Source organism: Brucella tritici (assembly GCF_008932285.1).
GTDB classification, from domain to species: domain Bacteria; phylum Pseudomonadota; class Alphaproteobacteria; order Rhizobiales; family Rhizobiaceae; genus Brucella; species Brucella tritici.
On sequence record NZ_WBVY01000003.1, the window covers coordinates 744346 to 762976 of the forward strand.

Below are 18631 nucleotides of genomic sequence, written 5' to 3' on the forward strand. Positions count from 1 at the left end.
CCATGTTGCTCTAATTTTGTGCAAATCGATGCGCAGCCCGCTTGGCTCCGGATCAGTTTCTGGAACATACACAACGTTCCCAATAGAAATTGAGCAACCCGAAAAATGGGGTGTGTTCGCTTCATGAGCGATGACACCCTTAGCCGGCATGGGACGGTCGATGATCGTATTTCCGCGCCTCTTCTCAGATTGACATGGTCTCTGATGTTCCGGGGCGTGGCCTCAATCAAAATGGAACATCCGGCGGATTGACGGCCCCGGATGCTTCGGGGAGCGGACTATGGACAGGACAATCAATGCGGGTTTTCAGCAGCCCCATGAATCCGGCATGCAGCGTTGGGGCAGGGAGATGGCCGCCGCGCTGACACTTGGCTGGCCGCTGATCTTCACCAATCTTTCGCAGGCAGCATTGACCGCGACAGACGTTATCTTCATCGGCCGTCTTGGCGCGGATACGCTTGCCTCGGCCCTGCTCGCGACGAGCTTCTATCACACGCTGATGATCTTCTCGATGGGGCTTGTCTCGGCTGTGATGCCGATGATCGCCATCGCGCTTGGCAAGAACCGCCATTCGGTGCGCGATGTGCGCCGAACCGTTCGTCAGGGTTTCTGGACTGCAATCATGATCGCGATCCCGGTTTGGATCGTGCTCTGGCATTGCGAGGAAATTTTCCTGTTTCTCGGCCAGCGCCCGGATATTGCAGCCCGTTCGACCGATTTCATGCACACTCTGCAATGGGCGCTGTTGCCTTATCTCGGCTATATAGTCCTGCGCTCATTCTTTGCGGCCATGGAAAAGCCGATGTGGACGCTGTTGATCGCCGCGCTTGCCATCGGCTTCAATGCGCTGGCCGGTTGGACGCTGATTTTCGGCCATTTCGGCTTTCCGCGCATGGAACTGCACGGCGCTGGTATCGCTACCACAGCGTCAAGCACGATGATGTTCCTCGGACTTGCATTCATCACACTGCGTCATCGCCGCTTCCGCCGCTATCATCTGTTCGGTCGCTTCTGGCGTCCCGACTGGGCCCGCCTGCTCGAACTGTGGCGCATCGGCATTCCGATGGCGCTGACATTCGTGTTTGAAACCTCCATCTTTTATGCTGCCGTTGTCATGATGGGTCGCATTGGACCGACGGCGATGGCGGCTCACGCGGTGGCGATCCAGATCGCATCGCTCAGCTTCATGGTGCCGCTCGGTTTCGGACAGGTTGCAACAGTGCGCGTGGGCAGAGCCTATGGTGCAGGCCATCCCAAGGCAATTGCCTATGCGGGCTGGAGCGCCTATGCCCTTGGCGTTGGTTTCATGGCCGTCACGGGGCTGCTCATGATCCTCATTCCGCGCGTGTTCATCGGCGTTTTCCTCGATCTGCACGATCCGCAGAATCTGCCGGTGATGGAACTGGCCGTGACTTTCCTCGCGCTGGCAGCGCTCTTCCAGATCGTTGACGGCGCGCAAGCCGTTGCCGCAGGCATGCTGCGCGGTTTGCGTGATACGCGCGTACCGATGTTTCTGGCGCTGTTCGGCTATTGGGGGGTGGGGCTGCCGCTGGGTGCCTTGCTTGCATTCAAGTTCGAGCTTGGTGGCGTAGGTATCTGGCTCGGCCTTGCAGCAGGTCTCGGCATTGTCGCGGTGTTGATGACATTGCGGTGGCGCAGGCATCTTGCCCATGTCTCGGCGCATCCCGCCTGACAAAAAAGCCATACGCCCGTCCCGGCGTATGGCTTCTTTTGGATTGTAATCCCGAAACTTACTTCGTCAGCGCCGTGATGCGATCAAGCGCTGCGCCGAAGCCTTTCAGCGAGACCTTGAAGGCAACCGGCTGGCTTGGGCTCAGGGCCGTCGTGGTGACGTTGATATTCGTGCCAGCCTTGAGCGCTGTAACCTGCTTTGCTTCAAAGCTTACTGGCGCCAGGCAACCCTGTGGCAGGCAGGTGGAGAAAGCGAGATTCGGTCCGGCAACATCATCGATCTTGAGTGAAGCGCCTTTTGCCAGGTCGAGGCCAAATGGCATCAGCAGAACGCCTTCGACCTTGCCTGCGACATTGTGCAATTCTGCGGTGAGAACGCGCTGGCCGGTCTGTGTGCTGCTCTGGTCCTGACGCATCACGCAGACGCTTGTTTCCTTCTGGTTCTGGCAGGAAACTGTCCAGTCCTGATAGGTTTCCTGTAGCGTACCTGCTCCACCAGGAAGCGGAGCCGCCAGCGCTGGTGCGCCGGAAATGGCAGCGAGCGTGAATGCAAGACCAATTGCGCGATAGCTTTTCATCAAAATATTCTCTCTAAAATTAATGAGTCCCAAGACCGTATACCCGGACACGGTGTCCAGGAAAATATTATTGAGCATAAAATATTTGTGTCTTCAACTGCGATTTATTGTTTATATTTCAGTTATATGCGTTATATATACAGTATTTTTTCTGTAACGGCTGCTTGTTGTCTTAACAAGGTTTCGCTCAATATCCTCTTTTCCCGACGGTGCAGGAATCTTAAAGTCACCTGATGACAAGTCGGGCTGCTGACCGGGAGGAGAAAGCGTGACGCTACGTTACCAGATCGTTGCACTGGCGATTGTGCCGCTCATAGTGGCTATTCTGACGGTCACGGCCTTTATCACCTGGCAATCGGCAAATCTCGTGCAGAGCAGTATCGCGACCTTCGAGAAGAACATGCTCAAGGCCAAGGAAACCGAGCTGCTCAATCTCACCAATCTGGCGCTTTCCTCCATACAGCAGATTTACGACGAGGCTGGTCCCGACGATACCGCTGCCATGGAAAAGGTACGGGAGATTCTGACCTCGCTCGATTACGGTCGTGACGGTTATTTCTTCGTCTATGATTACGATGGCAATAATGTCGTCCATCCGCGCCAGACCTTTCGGCCCGGCCATAACTGGCTCAATCTTGTCGATCCCGATGGGGATCGCGTTATTGCCAACCTGATCGGCAAGGCGAAGGAAGGCGGAGGCCTGCACCAGTATAAATGGGAAAAGCCATCCAGTGGCGAAATGGCCGACAAGCTCTCTTTTGCTGTTGGTCTGGATAAATGGAAATGGATGCTCGGAACGGGCGTCTATCTCGATGATGTCTATGTGCAGACGGCTGCCGCCAATGCGGATTTTCGCGCCAATATCCGCACGACCTTCCTCATTGTCAGTCTGATCGCCGTGCCTGCCGTGATGCTCGTCTTCGCAACCTGCATGCTGCTCAATCTGCGTGAGCGGCGCATGGCCGATAACAAGCTGAAGGAACTGGCGCAGCGCATCATCGATACGCAGGAGGAAGAACGGGCACGTCTGGCGCGTGAACTGCACGACGGTATTTCCCAAAATCTTGTCGGTGTTCGCTATGCCATCGATCTTGCAAGCCGTCAGGTGAGGATGGGCAGTGGCGGTGCGCCACTTGCAATCGAGAAAGCATCGGATGCGCTCAACGGCGCAATCAAGGAGGTGCGGCGGCTCTCGCATGATCTGCGTCCGCGCATTCTGGACGACCTCGGTCTGACCGTCGCACTCAAGGCCCTGTGCGAACATTTTTCGGAGCGGACCGGCATTGAAACGCAGTTTGAAGCACGCGGACTGAACGAGACGTTGAAGCCGGAGGCAAGTACGGCGCTCTATCGCGTGGTTCAGGAAGCACTCACCAATGTCGAGCGCCATTCCGGTGCCAGCCACGTAGGAATCCGGCTATTGGGTTCGAATGGCAAGGTTACGATGACGGTTGCCGATGACGGCAATGGTTTCACCGCGCGGGATCTGAAAGACCAGCTTTCCGGGCTTGGCTTGCGAAATATGCAGGAGCGGATGGCACATTTCGGCGGTGTACTCTTGGTTGAAACCGGTACTGATGGTACGCAACTCACCGCGCGCTTGCCGAAATCGGCAACAGAAAGAAGGCGGGAACCGGAAGTCGCATGACGAATGAATGCAAGATTCGGGTATTGCTCGTGGATAATCATCCGCTGGTGCTGGATGGTCTGCGGGCTGTGCTCGAAACCTATGACGATATCGATATTGCCGGAGCGGCTTCCAATGCGCGAGCTGCACTGGAGCTGGCGCTTTCCGTCAATCCCGACGTGGTTTTGATGGATATCAACATGCCGCTTCTCAATGGTATCGACGCTATCGAACTGTTCAAGAAGCAATTGCCGGGCATTCGCATCCTCATGCTGTCCATGCACGATAGCCGCGAATATATCTCGACCTCCATCATGCGCGGAGCTTCCGGCTACGTGCTGAAGGATGTGTCGACGACCGAAATCGTCGCCGCCATTCATGCGGTCGCTTCGGGGGGGACGTATTTTTCGTCCGGTGTTTCGGAAGCGCTGCTCGACAGCGGCGACAGGAAATCGGAAGGTTTGTCCTTGCGTGAAAATGATGTGCTCGTGCTGGTGGCTGAAGGCGGAAGCAATCGGGAGATTGCGATGAATCTCGGCATTTCGGAAGCGACGGTCGAAACTCACCGCAAAAACATCAAGAAGAAGCTTGGAATTGGCAGCACCGCGGGGCTTACGCGCTATGCCATCGAGAACCGGCTGCGCCTGTCTTCGCAGTAACCTGTATTCTTTCCAACCCCGCATAGCGCCTTACCCACTAATGGGTAGGGCTTTGTTTCTTAGAACTTTCGTCAACTTGCGACGTCGAATCGCCGGTCCTATCATTCGCTCCAAAACCGCTTGAGGAGGCGGAAAAAGGAGGGGAGGAGCGATGTCAGTCTTGCTGGCGTTGTCGCGTGCTATCGACGCGGCCAATAATTTTATCGGAAAATCCGTGTCGTGGCTGATCCTGGTGGCGGTGCTCATCAGTGCGATCAATGCAGTCTCGCGCAAGCTGTTCAATCTCAGTTCGAACGCATGGCTGGAAGCGCAGTGGTATCTGTTCTCGGCGGTCTTTCTGATCGCAGCCGGATACACGCTTCTGCATAGCGAGCATGTGAAGGTCGATCTGCTCTACAGCCGCTATTCACGGCGAACCCAGCTTCTGGTCGAGATTTTCGGCACGATATTTTTCCTCCTGCCTTTCTGCCTCATCACGATTTACCTCTCCTGGCCCATTGTGGAAGCCAAGATTGCCAGCGGCGAAACCTCCAACAATACAGGCGGGCTGGTTCTGTGGCCGGTCTGGCTGCTGATCCCCATCGGCTTCGGCTTGCTCGCATTGCAGGGCATTTCCGAACTCATCAAGCGCATCGCCATCCTTCAAGGGCGGATACCGGACACGGTCGCCATTGAAGATGCGGAAGCCCAGGCGCTCTGAGGGGAACGGATATGATTGCTTTTATTGCGGAAAATCTCGCGCCGCTCATGTTTTTGTCGCTGGTGGTCGTGCTGTTGCTCGGCTACCCGGTTGCTTTCGCGCTGGCCTTCGTCGGTTTTGCCTTCGGCTTCGTCGGCATCGAAATGGGGCTTTTGCCGGTCAATCTGTTCGGAGCGATACCGGACCGTATTTTCGGGCAGATGTCGAACGAGACATTGCTTGCCATTCCATTCTTCACCTTCATGGGGTTGATACTGGAACGAAGCGGTATGGCAGAAGAACTGCTCGATACAATCGGGCAGCTTTTCGGCCCTGTACGCGGTGGTCTTGCCTTTGCCGTTATTGTTGTGGGTGCGCTTCTTGCGGCCACCACCGGTGTGGTTGCGGCTTCGGTGATTTCCATGGGGCTGATTTCGCTTCCGATCATGCTGCGCTACGGTTATGATCGCAAAGTGGCGAGCGGCACGATTGCGGCATCGGGCACGCTGGCGCAAATCATCCCGCCGAGCCTCGTTCTGATCGTTCTTGCGGATCAGCTCGGTCGTTCGGTCGGCGATATGTACAAGGGCGCGTTGGTCCCCGGTCTGCTGCTTGTCGGCTTCTACTGCGCCTTCATCATAGGCATGTCGATTTTCCGACCTGATACGGTCCCGGCCCTGCCGCCGCAGGCCCGCACGTTGAAGGGCTGGAAACTGGCGCAAAAGGTGGTGATTTCGCTCGTCCCGCCGCTTGTGTTGATCTTCCTTGTTCTCGGAACGATCTTCATCGGCGTTGCCACGCCGACGGAAGGCGGTGCGATGGGGGCGGTGGGCGCTCTGCTTCTTGCCATCATCAACCGCCGCCTCAATATGACCATGCTGACTTCGGCGCTTTACGCTACAGCGAAATTGTCGTCCTTCGTCATCTTCATTCTGCTCGGCGCCCGCGTGTTTTCGCTCACCTTCTATGGCGTCAACGGTCACGTCTGGGTCGAGCACCTGATGACGTCCATTCCCGGCGGTGAAGTCGGTTTTCTGATCGTCGCCAATCTTCTGGTGTTCTTTCTGGCCTTCTTCCTTGATTATTTCGAGCTGGCCTTCATCATCATCCCGCTTCTGGCGCCAGTGGCCGATAGTCTTGGCATCGATCTGGTCTGGTTCGGCGTCATGCTGGCGGTCAACATGCAGACATCGTTCATGCATCCGCCATTTGGCTTCTCGCTGTTTTATCTGCGTTCGGTCGCTCCGTCCCGACCCTATAAGGACAAGGTGACTGGCGCGACCATCCAGCCGGTAACGTCCGGGCAGATCTACATGGGTTCGATCCCGTTCCTGATAATCCAGCTCGTCATGGTTGGCATCATCATCAGCTTCCCGGGGATAGTCACCCACTACAAGAGCGGTCATCCGCAGGCCGACCCGGCATCGATCCAGATCAATGTGCCGATGCCTGATGCGGGCGGTGGAAATCCGTTTGGTGCAGCGCCCGCACCGTTCGGAGCGCCTTCGCCGTCAACTGAGCCTCTGCCTGCACCTTCCTTCGGTTCACCGCAACCGAGCTTCGGACAGGACAAGGATCAAAAGCAAAAACCTGCGCAATGAGGGGAAAACGAGCATTGCGTAGGTCCTGACAAAACCAAAACAATCTTAGGAGGAGACACATGAAACAGGATTTGAGCCGTCGCACATTTCTGACAAAAGGTGCCGCAATCGGCGCTGCTGCCGCAACGAGTGGAGCCGCTCTGGCAACGCCGGCAATCGCCCAGGAATTGCCGACGCTGCGCTGGCGTCTGACCTCGGGCTTCCCGAACAATCTGGATACGATCTATGGCGGCGCGGTCTTCATGGCCAACGCCGTGTCAAAGATGACCGAAGGCAAATTCCAGATACAGGTGTTCCAGGCCGGTGAAATCGTGCCCGGCCCGCAGGCCATCGATGCGGTGCAGGCCAACACGGTCGAAATGGCGCATACATGCGGCTATTACTTCACCGGCAAGAACCCAGCCTTCGCCATCGGTACGGCCATTCCCTTCGGCATGAACACCCGCCTGCAGAATGCATGGCTCTATCATGGTGGTGGCAATGAGCTTTATAATGCGTTTCTCGCCGATTACGGCGTGGTCGGCATTGTCGGCGGCAATACGGCAGCCCAGATGGGTGGCTGGTATCGCAAGGAAATCAAAAGCCTTGAGGACTTGAAGGGCTTGAAGATGCGCATTGCGGGCGTGGCTGGCGAGGTCATGTCGCGTCTCGGCGTCGTTCCACAACAGCTTCCCGGTGGTGACATCTATCCGTCGCTGGAGCGCGGCACGATCGATGCGGCCGAATGGGTTGGCCCTTACGATGACGAGAAGCTCGGCTTCTACCAGATCGCGCCATATTATTATTATCCGGCCTTCTGGGAAGGCGGCGCCTCGGTGCACTTCTTCATCAACAAGCAGCAATATGAAAGCCTGCCGGAAGCCTACAAGGTAGCACTCAACACGGCTGCTGAAGCCGCGACCCAGAACATGATCGCACTTTACGACGTCAAAAATACCGCTGCGATTCGTTCTCTTGTGTCGAAAGGGGTCAAATTGCAGCCCTTGCCGCGAGACGTTCTGGATGCTGCTTACAAGGTCGCCTTCGAACTCTATGCGGAATACAATGAGAAGAATCCGGCCTGGGCGAAAATTTACCCGAGCTGGAAAAAGTTCCGTGATGAGGGCTTCGAATGGTTCCGTGTCGCGGAATACACCTATGACAGCTATGTCTATGCGCAGCAGGCGGCAGGAAAATAGGCCTGCGGACAGGCACAGGGCATGGCTCCCCAAAAGGGCGAACCGGTTTTGGGATAAAGGCGTGCTCAAAAACAAAGGGATAGAGCATTTCCAACGGTTCAGATGAACGGAATGCTCTAGCGACTATATGCTTGTTAAACGGGGCCTGTGGCCCCGTTTTCGTTTTTGCGTATATAAGAAAATGGATTTTTCTCTTTATAAAGTTGCTAGTGTAAATATACTTGAAATATTTATTGATTTATATTCTATAAGGTATTTGTTGCTATAAAGTAAAGGTGTTTATAATTAGTGTTATAATTGACACATAATCGAGTTTAACTTGGATTTGTTGTTAAAATTGGAATTGATGTATTTGTTGAATTCATTCTATCAGGCCTCGTCTGAAAATTTCTGGAGGCAATAAGATGAAACTCAAGAGCTTGCTGTTCGGCTCGGCTGCAGCACTGGTTGCAACCACCGGAGCATATGCTGCGGACACCGTTGTGGCGCCGGAACCTGAATCTGTTGAATATGTTCGCGTTTGCGACGCTTATGGCGCAGGTTATTTCTATATTCCTGGTACTGAAACCTGCCTGCGCATATCCGGCTATGTCCGTTACGACGCCTCTGGCGGTGACAATATCTACGGTCGTGGCTTTGTTGATCGTGACGGTAGTGTCGATACGCGCCGCAATTCCTGGGATAATAAAGCTCGCTTCACCCTCGACCTTTCGACGGCTTCGGAAACCGAACTCGGCACTCTGAAGACTTTTGCCGAAACCCGTTATGAATGGGGCAATGGAGTTGAAGGTGCATCGGGTCAGTTGCGTTACGCCTATATCCAACTCGGTGGTCTGCGCGTCGGTCTCGATGAGTCTGCCTTTGTTACCTTTCCGGGCTATCTCGGCGATGTCATCAACGATGACGTCATCCTCGCTGGCGGCTATCGCACGGGCCTGATCAGCTACACCTTCACCGGTGGCAATGGCTTCTCCGCCATTCTGTCGCTCGAACAGGGGAACAATGTCGATACGGATGGCAAGTACGGTTTCGACGGCGTCATCAAGGATTATACGCCGCATGTCGTCGGCGGTCTGAAGTATGAAGGCGGCTGGGGCAAGATCGCAGGTGTAGTTGCCTATGACGCTCGCAACGAGGAATGGGCCGGTAAGGTTCGCGCCGACGTGAACATTACGGACCGCTTCTCCGTCTGGGCCATGGGCGGTTACAAGTCCAACAAGGACCAGTACATCAACGCAACCAACGGCAATGGCGATGTGATTGGCCCGGTTCGCGCGATCAACAGCTTCTACGGCACCTGGGGTGGCGATTGGGCTGTCTGGGGTGGCGCTGCATTCAAGGCTACCGAAAAGGCCGTCATCAATGCGCAGGTCGCCTATGATGGCAGCAGCACTTTCGCAGCTACTGCCAACGTAGCCTATCAATTGGTTCCAGGCTTCACGGTAACGCCGGAAGTCTCTTATACCAAGTGGAGCGACAGCAAGTCCTACCTCAACGGCAAGGATGCCGTTCAGGGTATGATCCGTTTCCAGCGCTCGTTCTAATGCTTTTCCGGGAGGCCAGTTCCGGCCTTCCGGTCCTGCATGAGAAGCAAATCGACTATTCATCCCGGTGTAATTGTTGATAATTAAACCTAAGTTTTATTATTCTGATTTTATATTAAACTTCAGCATTATTATGAAATATAAAATGCAGTGTGATTTACCCAATATTGATATAACAAAATTGTAATTTGAAATTTTGTTTGCCTGTACTATCTTCAAAGAACCATTCGATAGCGTAGAAGGACTGCGCTGTTTAAAAATCTGATCTCCAGTCGGAAGAATGGTACGGCGAGCTTCGGCTCGCCGTTTTTATTTGTGTTCCGACCCATAAAAAAGGCCGGAACGAGTCCGGCCTTTGATTGAGATGCCATTCGACTATCGCGAAAGCTTCATATGACGGTTTACGTCCTTGTAGAGCAGATAGCGGAACTTGCCGGGGCCGCCTGCATAACAGGCCTGCGGGCAGAAGGCGCGCAGCCACATGAAGTCGCCCGCTTCCACTTCCACCCAGTCCTGATTGAGCCGGTAGACTGCCTTGCCTTCCAGCACATAAAGCCCGTGTTCCATGACGTGGGTCTCGGCAAAAGGAATGACGCCGCCGGGCTCCAGGGTCACGATGGTGACATGCATGTCGTGACGCAGATCGTTCGGATCGACAAAACGGGTCGTCGCCCAGGCGCCGTTGGTGTCCGGCATCGGGTTGGGCGCGATGTCCTTTTCGTTGAGGAATAACGGTTCCGGAACGTCGAGCCCGTCGACATATTCATAGGCCTTGCGCACCCAATGGAACCGGGCTGTTGCCGCGCCATTGTTGCGGAGCGTCCAGCCGCTCTTCGGCGGCAGATAAGCATAGCCGCCTTCGGTCAGCGTGTGCGTCTTGCCGGCGACGGTGACGGCGATTTCGCCTTCAACCACGAACAGCACGCCTTCTGCGCTTTCATCCAGCTCGGCACGGTCGCTACCGCCGCCCGGCTGCACTTCCATGATGTATTGCGAGAAAGTCTCGGCAAAGCCGGAGAGGGGGCGCGCAATCACCCAGAGTCGCGTCTTGTCCCAGAAGGGCAGGAAGCTTGTCACGATATCGCTGAACGTGCCCTTGGGTATCACCGCATAGGCTTCGGTGAACATGGCGCGATCAGTGAGAAGCTGGGTCTGCGGCGGCAATCCGCCTGTCGGTGCATAATAACTGCGATTGTTCTTGTCGTTGCCCATATGGGGAATTCCTTATGTGAGAAGCCGACCTTCCAGGCGGCAGGATCAGTAGAGCGCTTCCGGCAGAATATCCTTGAGGCGCAGGAGGGCGATGCGCTCCACCTGAGCGCAGGCCGTTTCAAATTCCGTGTCGCGGTCGTTGGAAACCCGGCGCTGGAAAGCGTCGAGGATTTCCTTCTTGTTGCGACCCTTCACGGCGATGATGAACGGAAAGCCGAACTTTGCGGTATAGGCATCATTCAGTTCGGTGAACGTCTGCTTTTCTGCATCGGTCAGCGCATCGAGACCGGCCCCGGCCTGTTCGGCGGTTGATTCTGCCGTCAGCCGCTTGGCCTGCGCAAGCTTGCCGGCAAGATCCGGATGCGCCTTCAAGACCGCCAGCCGTTCATCCGCCGAGGCCGCGCGAAATGCCTTCGTCATCGCGGAAGCAAGGCCGGATGCAGTATCTTCTTCCGGGCTGAAACCGGCATCATATGCGCGCTCAGCGATCCATGGCGAGTGCTCGAAAATGCCGCCGTAACGCGCGACGAATTCATCCTTGCCGGCTTTCGAAGGCATGACATCGGCAGCGAGCGGCTTATAGTTTTCATGCCAATGGCGGGCAATGTCGATACGCTTGGCGACCCAGACCTTTTCATGGCTTTGCACATAGTCGAGGAACCGTTCGAGCGCGGCCACGCGACCGGGGCGGCCGACAAGGCGGCAATGCAGGCCGATGGACATCATCTTCGGCGCACCTTCCGCCCCTTCACGATAGAGCACGTCGAAGGTATCCTTCAGGTAGGTGTAGAACTGGTCGCCAGAATTGAAGCCCTGCGGGGTCGCAAAGCGCATGTCGTTTGCATCCAGCGTATAGGGCACGATCAGGTGCGGTCCCTTCGGACCTTCAACCCAGTAGGGCAACTCGTCGGCATAGGAGTCGGCGGAATAGAGAAAACCGCCTTCTTCCATCACCAGTTTCAGCGTGTTGTCGGAAGGTTTGCCCTGATAGATGCCGAGCGGGCGCGAGCCGGTGATTTCCGTGTGCAGGCGAACCGCGTCGCGGATGTGCTCACGTTCGATCTCTTCGGGAACGTCCTTATATTCCCACCAGCGCAATCCGTGGCTGGCGATTTCCCAGTCGGCTTCCTTCATGGCTGCAACGGCTTCCGGGTTGCGCGCCATGGCGAGCGTCACGCCATAGACAGTGACGGGCATGTTGCGGCGAGTGAAGGCGCGCCACAACCGCCAGAAGCCGGAGCGTGCGCCATATTCATAGATGGATTCCATATTGAGGTTGCGCTGGCCCTTCCAGGCTTGAGCGCCGACAATCTCGGAAAGGAGACATTCGGAGGACGGATCACCGTCGAGAATGCAGCATTCGCCGCCTTCCTCATAATTGACGACGAACTGAACAGCGATATTGGCTCCGCCCGGCCAGCGCGGATCTGGCGTGTTGCGTCCATAGCCGACGAGATTGCGCGGATATTTCATTGCGGGTCTTCCCTCGTTTTCGTTCGTTTTATCCATGATAATAAAGATTTATCGCTATTATTCCCCTTCAAAAATTTGAAAGACATCCAACGATAACCATCTTTCACAATGAGAAGGATCGCGAAATACTGAATGCTGGGAACATGGTGTGGTTTGCGGCCCCCACAGCCAATGGCGACGTTGGGCCGAAATAAACCACCGCAAATCAAAAGCTTGTAACATTTTCCAGTCTACTTGATTAGAGAATCAGCAAGCTGCAGGAGTGCAAATGGGTCAGGAAAAGAGCGGTAATGGCCGGTTGACGACGCATGTCCTCGACACGGTAAGCGGCAAACCGGCTGCAAATCTGCGCATTGAATTGCGCCGCGTCGAGAATCAGCAGGCCGAACCGATCCGGGAAATTCGCACCAATGACGATGGCCGCTGCAATGAACCGCTGCTGTCGGGCGAGAATTTGCGGGCAGGTTCCTACGAGCTCCTGTTCCATGTCGGCGAATATTTTGGCAAGACCGAAGATATCGTACCGTTCCTCGATATAGTCCCGCTGCGCTTTGGCATTTCCGATGAAAAGGCGCATTATCATGTACCGCTTCTCGTTTCGCCGTTTTCCTATTCCACCTATCGCGGGAGCTAAGCGCCATGAACCAGTCTGTGCACCCGTCTGTGCGACATACGATCCGCTTTCTTCTGAACGGTGAGAAGATCGAACTCGACCGTGTTTCCCCGACCGAAACGCTGCTCGACTATCTGCGGCTTTCCGCCAAGCTGCGTGGCACCAAGGAAGGCTGCGGCGAAGGCGATTGCGGCGCGTGCACGGTGCTGGTTGGCAAGATTTCCGACGGCAAGCTCGTTTATGAGAGCGTCAATGCCTGCATCCGTTTTATGGGTTCGCTGGATGGCAGCCACGTGGTGACCATCGAGCATCTGCGCGGGGCCGATGGTGATCTGCATCCGGTGCAAAAGGCGATGATCGAGTTTCATGGCTCCCAATGCGGCTTCTGTACGCCGGGCTTCGTCATGTCGCTCTACGCCCTGTGGATGCGCGAACCGAAGCCTGCCGATGCACAGATTGAGAAAGCCTTGCAGGGCAATCTTTGCCGCTGCACCGGCTATGAGGCGATCATGCGCGCCGCCCGCATCATTTCCGACTATGGTACGGTCATGGAAGACCCGCTTGCTGCTGAGCGCGCCCATGTTCTCGAACAACTGACAGCCATGCGCGATGGCGTTCGGGTGGAAGTGGGTGAAGGCAAGGATCGCCTGATTGTGCCCGGTGATCTCGATGATTTCGCTACCATTTTGGCGGCGGAGCCGAAGGCAACCATCGTTGCCGGTTCCACCGATGTGGGCCTGTGGGTCACCAAGATGATGCGCGATATTTCCCCGGTCGTCTTCATTGGCCATCTGGAGGAACTGCGTTCCATCCGCGAGGAAAATGGTGTTGTTATCATTGGCGCAGGCGTCACCTACACGGAGGCATTCGGCTTCCTTGCCAAGCGCATTCCGCAGCTTGGGAGCCTCATCAATCGCATTGGCGGTGAACAGGTGCGCAATATGGGAACCATCGGCGGAAATATCGCCAACGGTTCGCCGATTGGTGACACGCCGCCGCCGCTGATCGCGCTCAATGCAAAACTGACGCTGCGCAAAGGGGCGGAGCGCCGCACCATACCGCTGGAAGAGTTCTTCATCGCTTATGGCAAGCAGGATCGCCAGCCCGGCGAATTTGTCGAAGCCGTGCATGTGCCGGTTCCGGCTGAAGGAAGCCATTTTGCCATTTACAAAGTGTCGAAGCGTTACGAGGAAGACATTACGGCGACGCTTGGCGCTTTCCACCTGACGCTTGATGCGGCAGGCAATGTGGAAACGGTCCGCATCGCCTATGGCGGCATGGCCGCAACGCCGAAGCGCGCCAGCGCGGTGGAAGCCGCGCTGGCGGCCAAGCCATGGACCGAGGCGACAGTTGAAGCGGCGCTGGAAGCCTATGCACAGGATTATACGCCCTTGAGCGATATGCGCGCGACAGCGGATTACCGGCTGCTCGCGGCGCGCAATTTGTTGCGGCGTTTCTTCGCCGAAACGGAAGGCAGTTACACGCCGCTGCGCGCGGCTGAAATCGCGGCGGCGTGAGGAGGCAATCATGAACAAGCATCCTGCAAACGCATTGAAAGCTGCCCGCATTGTCGGCGGCGTCGCGACCGATCAGAAACACGATTCCGCCCACAAGCACGTGACGGGAACGGCTGTCTATATCGACGATATACCGGAGCCCGAAGGCACATTGCATATCGGGGTCGGCTATTCCTCTGTCGCACACGGATCGTTCAAGTCGATTGACTTGTCGGCAGTGCGCGCCGCTCCCGGTGTGGTCGACGTGCTGACCTACAAGGACGTTCCCGGCGAAAACGATGTTTCGCCATCGGGCATGCATGACGACCCGATCTTTGCCGTCGACAAGGTTGAATTTCACGGCCAGCCGATCTTTGCGGTTATCGCGAAAACCCGCGATCAGGCGCGCCGCGCTGCCCGTCTGGCGAAGATCGAATATGAGGAAGCAGCGGGCATTTATTCCATAGATGCGCTGGACGGTCTGAAGGACCGGCTTGTCACGACGCCATTGACGCTGAAGCGCGGCAACGCACGTGCGGCCATCGATGCCGCGCCGCACCGTATCAAGAACCGCATGTATCTCGGCGGGCAGGATCATTTCTATCTGGAAGGCCAGGTTTCGCTGGCTATTCCCGGCGAGGATGAAGACGTTACCGTCTATTGCTCCACGCAAGGACCGAGCGAAACGCAGCATCTGGTTGCCCATGCGCTGGGCGTGCCGAGCCATTCCGTGACGGTGGAAGTGCGCCGCATGGGCGGTGGCTTCGGCGGCAAGGAAACACAGGCCAATCAATGGGCGGCCATTGCAGCCATTGCGGCCAAGAAGCACAAGCGCGCCATGAAGATCAGGCTCGACCGCGACGAGGACATGACCTCGACCGGCAAGCGCCACGGCTTTGTCATCGATTATGAAGTCGGCTTCGACGATGACGGCAATATTCTGGGCATCGACTATCTGTTTGCCCTCAATGCCGGTTTCTCGGCAGACCTTTCCGGGCCGGTCGGCGACCGCGCATTGTTTCACTGCGATAATGCCTATTTCTTCCCGGCAGTTCATGCGCAGTCGGCACCGCTTTACACGAATACCGTGTCGAATACAGCTTTTCGCGGCTTTGGCGGCCCACAGGGCATGGTCGGTGCGGAACGCGTGATCGATGAAGTGGCTTTCGCTGTCGGTAAGGACCCGCTCGAAATTCGCAAGCGCAATTTCTACGATGAAATGGGTAAGGACGGCACACGCAATGTCACCCCCTATCACCAGAAGGTCGAAGATTGCATCATCCAGCGCATCGTTGCGGAACTTGAGGAAAGTTCCGATTACGCAAAGCGCCGCGAAGCGATCCGCGAATTCAACGCGAAAAGCCGTTATGTGAAACGCGGCATGGCGCTGACGCCGGTGAAATTCGGCATTTCCTTCACCAAGACGGAGTCCAATCAGGCTGGCGCTCTGGTGCATGTCTATAATGACGGCTCGGTGCATATGAACCATGGCGGCACAGAAATGGGGCAGGGGCTCCATATGAAAGTGGCGCAGGTTGTGGCCGAGGAATTCCAGATCGATATCGACCGCGTGAAGATCACCGCGACGACGACCGCGAAGGTGCCGAACACAGCGCCGACTGCGGCTTCTTCCGGTGCCGATCTCAACGGCATGGCTGCACAGGATGCTGCCCGCCAGATCAAGAAACGCCTCATCCATTTTGCGGCACAGCAATATCAGGTGCCGGAAGATCAGGTCGTGTTTCTTCCCAACCGGGTTCGCATCGGCAATCAGGAAATCAGCTTCAACGATCTCGTAAAGCAGGCCTTTATCGGTCGCGTGCAGCTATCGGCGGCAGGTCACTACAAGACGCCGAAAATCCACTGGGACCGTGCCAAGGGCCGGGGCCACGCCTTCTATTACTATGCTTACGGAGCTGCCTGTTCCGAAGTTTCCGTCGATACTCTGACTGGCGAATATGTGGTGGAGCGCACCGATATTCTACATGATACCGGGCGTTCCCTGAACCGCGCCATCGATATCGGTCAGGTTGAAGGCGGCTTCGTGCAGGGCATGGGCTGGCTGACGACAGAGGAGCTTGTGTGGGACGACAAGGGGCGGCTTCGCACCCACGCGCCATCCACCTACAAGATTCCACTGGCGTCCGACCGGCCCAAGATTTTCAATGTCGCGCTGACCGACTGGTCCGAGGCCTATGAGCCGACGATCCATCGTTCCAAGGCTGTCGGCGAACCGCCGCTGCCGCTTGGACTGTCGGTGCTGCATGCTCTGGCCGATGCCATTGCCAGCGTGGCCGATCACAAGGTCTGCCCGCGCCTCGATGCGCCCGCAACACCGGAACGTGTGCTGATGGCCATCGAACGGCTCCGCAAGCAAAAGGGCTAGAGAGATGCCGGGCGCGCGCGACGATATCCGGGCTTTTCTCAACCGGCGTCCCGATAGTGTGCTGGTTGAAGTCACCGATGTGAAAGGTTCCGCACCCCGCGATGCGGGGGCGTGGATGCTGGTTGCCCGCGATATGATCTTCCGGACGATCGGTGGCGGTCAGCTTGAATATATGGCTATCGACCATGCCCGGAAGGTGCTGCTTGGCGGCAGGGACTCACCCAAGGACGTTCCACCCATGAATGTGCCACTGGGGCCCGAAATCGGCCAGTGCTGCGGCGGACGGGTAGGCCTGAGCTTCAGGCGTGTCAGCCGTGGGCTCACCGACGAGCTTGTCAGCAAGGTCGATGCGGAAATAGCCACACGCCCGCATGTCTATGTCTTCGGCGCGGGCCATGTTGGCGATGCGCTGGCAAATGCCCTCTCTCTCACGCCGGTACGCGTCATTCTGGTGGATACACGGGAGGCGGAGCTGATGGCCTGCGATGTGCCTGGTGTCGAGACCTGTCTTTCGGCAATGCCCGAACAGGTGGTGCGTTCCGCGCCGCCGGGCAGCGCTTTCATCGTCCTCACCCATGACCATGCGCTGGATTTCCTCATTGTCACCGAGGCTTTGCAGCGGCGCGATGCCGTCTATGTCGGCATGATCGGCTCGAAGACCAAAAAGGCTACTTTCAAAAATTGGTTGAAACGGGAAATCGGCAGCGACGACCTTTTTGAAAATCTTGTCTGTCCCGTCGGCGGGGCTGTTGTAAAAGACAAGAGGCCGGAAGTCATTGCGGCATTGGCCGCAGCCGAAGTTCTGACGGCGGTTCTGACTTCGGTACGTGTATCGCAACCCGCCTGATCCGGCGGGTTTTCTTTTGGAACTCTCAAGGTTGCAAATAAGTATAGAGCGGTTTGAGCCGCTCTATGCCAGGGCTTCCCGTATCAATCTCTGGCACCGCTCCGTCATGAAATCGATGATGAGGCGCACTTTCGGGTCCTGAAAGCGCTTGTGCGGGTAGATCGCAGCAAGCTGGATCGGCGCAGGCGGCGTGCTTTCGAGGATGGGAACCAGCCGCCCGTCGCGAATATATTCTTTCACTTCGAACAGCGGCTTGTTGATGATGCCACGTCCGCCGAGCGCCCATTGCGTCAATACGTCGCCATCATCCGAGTCGTAAGGCCCGGTGACTTCGAACTTGCGCAGACCTTCCGCCGTTTGCAGCGACCAGTAATATTCCTTTGAGCCCGGAAAGCGCAGCAGAAGACAGTCGTGTTTATCGCCAAGCAGCTCGTCAGGTGACTGCGGAACCCCGTGTTTCTCGAGATATGCAGGTGCCGCACAGATCACGCGTTCGCAATTCATGATGCCGCGCATACGCAGGTTCGAGTTCTCCAGAACACCGAGCTTGAAAGCCACATCGACGCCTTCGCTCATGATATCGACTTCATGATCGGAGAGGCGAAGCCGCACTTCGATGTCCGGATATTTGTCGTGAAATTCGGGAATCCCCGATGCAATCAGCCGTCTGCCAAAGCCAAGCGGGGCGGTGATGCGAATCGATCCCTTCGGATTTTTCGCCAGTTCCGCCACGGCAGCTTCCGCTTCATCCACAGCTTCGAGGATTTTCAATGCGCCGTCATAGAATACGCGACCGTGTTCGGTCGGCGTGAGCTTGCGCGTCGTCCGGTTGAAGAGCCTGACCCCCAGGTGCTTCTCCAACTCCTTGATTCGATTGCTGGCAACTGCTGGCGATGCGCGCTGGTCGCGACCCGCCGCGGATAGATTTCCCAATTCGACAACGCGCACAAAAACGCGCAGATTATCAAGATATGACATACGTCCCCTCCACGATTGTCTAGATTTTTTTGAAAGTGCTGGTCGTGATGTGACGTTCCCTGAACCTG

Annotated in this window: 15 protein-coding genes; 11 read left to right on the forward strand and 4 right to left on the reverse strand. The window is 56.4% G+C overall.

Annotated elements, in window-relative coordinates; genetic code table 11:
* The first annotated feature begins 280 nt into the window (after window positions 1-280).
* The gene (locus F9K94_RS13375) at window positions 281-1693 is read left to right on the forward strand and encodes an MATE family efflux transporter (protein WP_061345029.1); all 1413 of its coding nucleotides are present in this window, start codon (window positions 281-283) and stop codon (window positions 1691-1693) included.
* A gap of 58 nt (window positions 1694-1751) precedes the next feature.
* Here the strand turns inward: F9K94_RS13375 and F9K94_RS13380 are convergent, their stop codons facing one another.
* On the reverse strand, window positions 1752-2270 hold the full coding sequence (locus tag F9K94_RS13380; protein ID WP_151646177.1) for an invasion associated locus B family protein: 519 nt from the start codon (window positions 2268-2270) through the stop codon (window positions 1752-1754).
* A gap of 268 nt (window positions 2271-2538) precedes the next feature.
* Between F9K94_RS13380 and mctS the strand changes: the two genes are divergently transcribed.
* The 6 genes from mctS (at window position 2539) to F9K94_RS13410 (ending at window position 9558) form a co-directional block, all read left to right on the forward strand.
* Window positions 2539-3918, forward strand: a complete 1380-nt coding sequence (gene mctS, locus F9K94_RS13385) for a two-component system sensor histidine kinase MctS (RefSeq protein ID WP_061345030.1) — start codon at window positions 2539-2541, stop codon at window positions 3916-3918.
* Window positions 3915-4556 (forward strand): two-component system response regulator MctR, encoded by a 642-nt coding sequence (gene mctR, locus F9K94_RS13390; protein WP_061345031.1) that lies wholly within the window; start codon window positions 3915-3917, stop codon window positions 4554-4556. The genes mctS and mctR overlap by 4 nt, the downstream gene beginning before the upstream one ends.
* Window positions 4557-4707: 151 nt before the next feature.
* On the forward strand, window positions 4708-5256 hold the full coding sequence (locus tag F9K94_RS13395; RefSeq protein WP_061345032.1) for a TRAP transporter small permease subunit: 549 nt from the start codon (window positions 4708-4710) through the stop codon (window positions 5254-5256).
* An 11-nt stretch (window positions 5257-5267) separates the two neighbouring features.
* Window positions 5268-6836, forward strand: a complete 1569-nt coding sequence (locus F9K94_RS13400; RefSeq protein WP_151646179.1) for a TRAP transporter large permease — start codon at window positions 5268-5270, stop codon at window positions 6834-6836.
* Window positions 6837-6895: 59 nt separating this feature from the next.
* Entirely contained in the window at window positions 6896-8014 is a 1119-nt protein-coding gene (locus F9K94_RS13405) for a TRAP transporter substrate-binding protein (RefSeq protein ID WP_151554320.1), read from the forward strand.
* Between the two features lie 404 nt (window positions 8015-8418).
* Entirely contained in the window at window positions 8419-9558 is a 1140-nt protein-coding gene (locus tag F9K94_RS13410) for a porin (RefSeq protein ID WP_151646181.1), read from the forward strand.
* A gap of 375 nt (window positions 9559-9933) precedes the next feature.
* Here the strand turns inward: F9K94_RS13410 and F9K94_RS13415 are convergent, their stop codons facing one another.
* Together F9K94_RS13415 and puuE are read right to left on the reverse strand one after the other, a co-directional pair.
* Window positions 9934-10770, reverse strand: a complete 837-nt coding sequence (locus tag F9K94_RS13415; RefSeq protein WP_151554318.1) for a bifunctional allantoicase/(S)-ureidoglycine aminohydrolase — start codon at window positions 10768-10770, stop codon at window positions 9934-9936.
* A 45-nt stretch (window positions 10771-10815) separates the two neighbouring features.
* Window positions 10816-12243 carry an allantoinase PuuE gene (puuE, locus tag F9K94_RS13420; RefSeq protein ID WP_151646183.1) on the reverse strand — a complete coding sequence of 476 codons (1428 nt, stop codon included), beginning with the start codon at window positions 12241-12243 and terminating at the stop codon, window positions 10816-10818.
* A 268-nt stretch (window positions 12244-12511) separates the two neighbouring features.
* Here puuE and uraH point away from each other — a divergent pair, with 268 nt between their 5' ends.
* Genes uraH through xdhC form a run of 4 tightly spaced genes read left to right on the forward strand, consistent with a single transcriptional unit; the run spans window position 12512 to window position 17585 of the window.
* Window positions 12512-12877 (forward strand): hydroxyisourate hydrolase, encoded by a 366-nt coding sequence (gene uraH, locus F9K94_RS13425; RefSeq protein WP_151646185.1) that lies wholly within the window; start codon window positions 12512-12514, stop codon window positions 12875-12877.
* A gap of 17 nt (window positions 12878-12894) precedes the next feature.
* Window positions 12895-14373: a xanthine dehydrogenase small subunit gene (xdhA, locus tag F9K94_RS13430; protein ID WP_192799507.1), complete on the forward strand. Its 1479-nt coding sequence runs from the start codon at window positions 12895-12897 to the stop codon at window positions 14371-14373.
* Between the two features lie 10 nt (window positions 14374-14383).
* A complete protein-coding gene (xdhB, locus tag F9K94_RS13435; RefSeq protein ID WP_151646189.1) occupies window positions 14384-16738 on the forward strand; it encodes a xanthine dehydrogenase molybdopterin binding subunit in 2355 nt (784 codons plus the stop codon).
* Window positions 16739-16742: 4 nt separating this feature from the next.
* Entirely contained in the window at window positions 16743-17585 is an 843-nt protein-coding gene (xdhC, locus tag F9K94_RS13440) for a xanthine dehydrogenase accessory protein XdhC (protein ID WP_151646191.1), read from the forward strand.
* Between the two features lie 63 nt (window positions 17586-17648).
* On the opposite strand, the gene F9K94_RS13445 is transcribed toward xdhC, so the two are convergent.
* Window positions 17649-18563 carry a LysR family transcriptional regulator gene (locus F9K94_RS13445; protein ID WP_061345042.1) on the reverse strand — a complete coding sequence of 305 codons (915 nt, stop codon included), beginning with the start codon at window positions 18561-18563 and terminating at the stop codon, window positions 17649-17651.
* Window positions 18564-18631 lie beyond the last annotated feature (68 nt).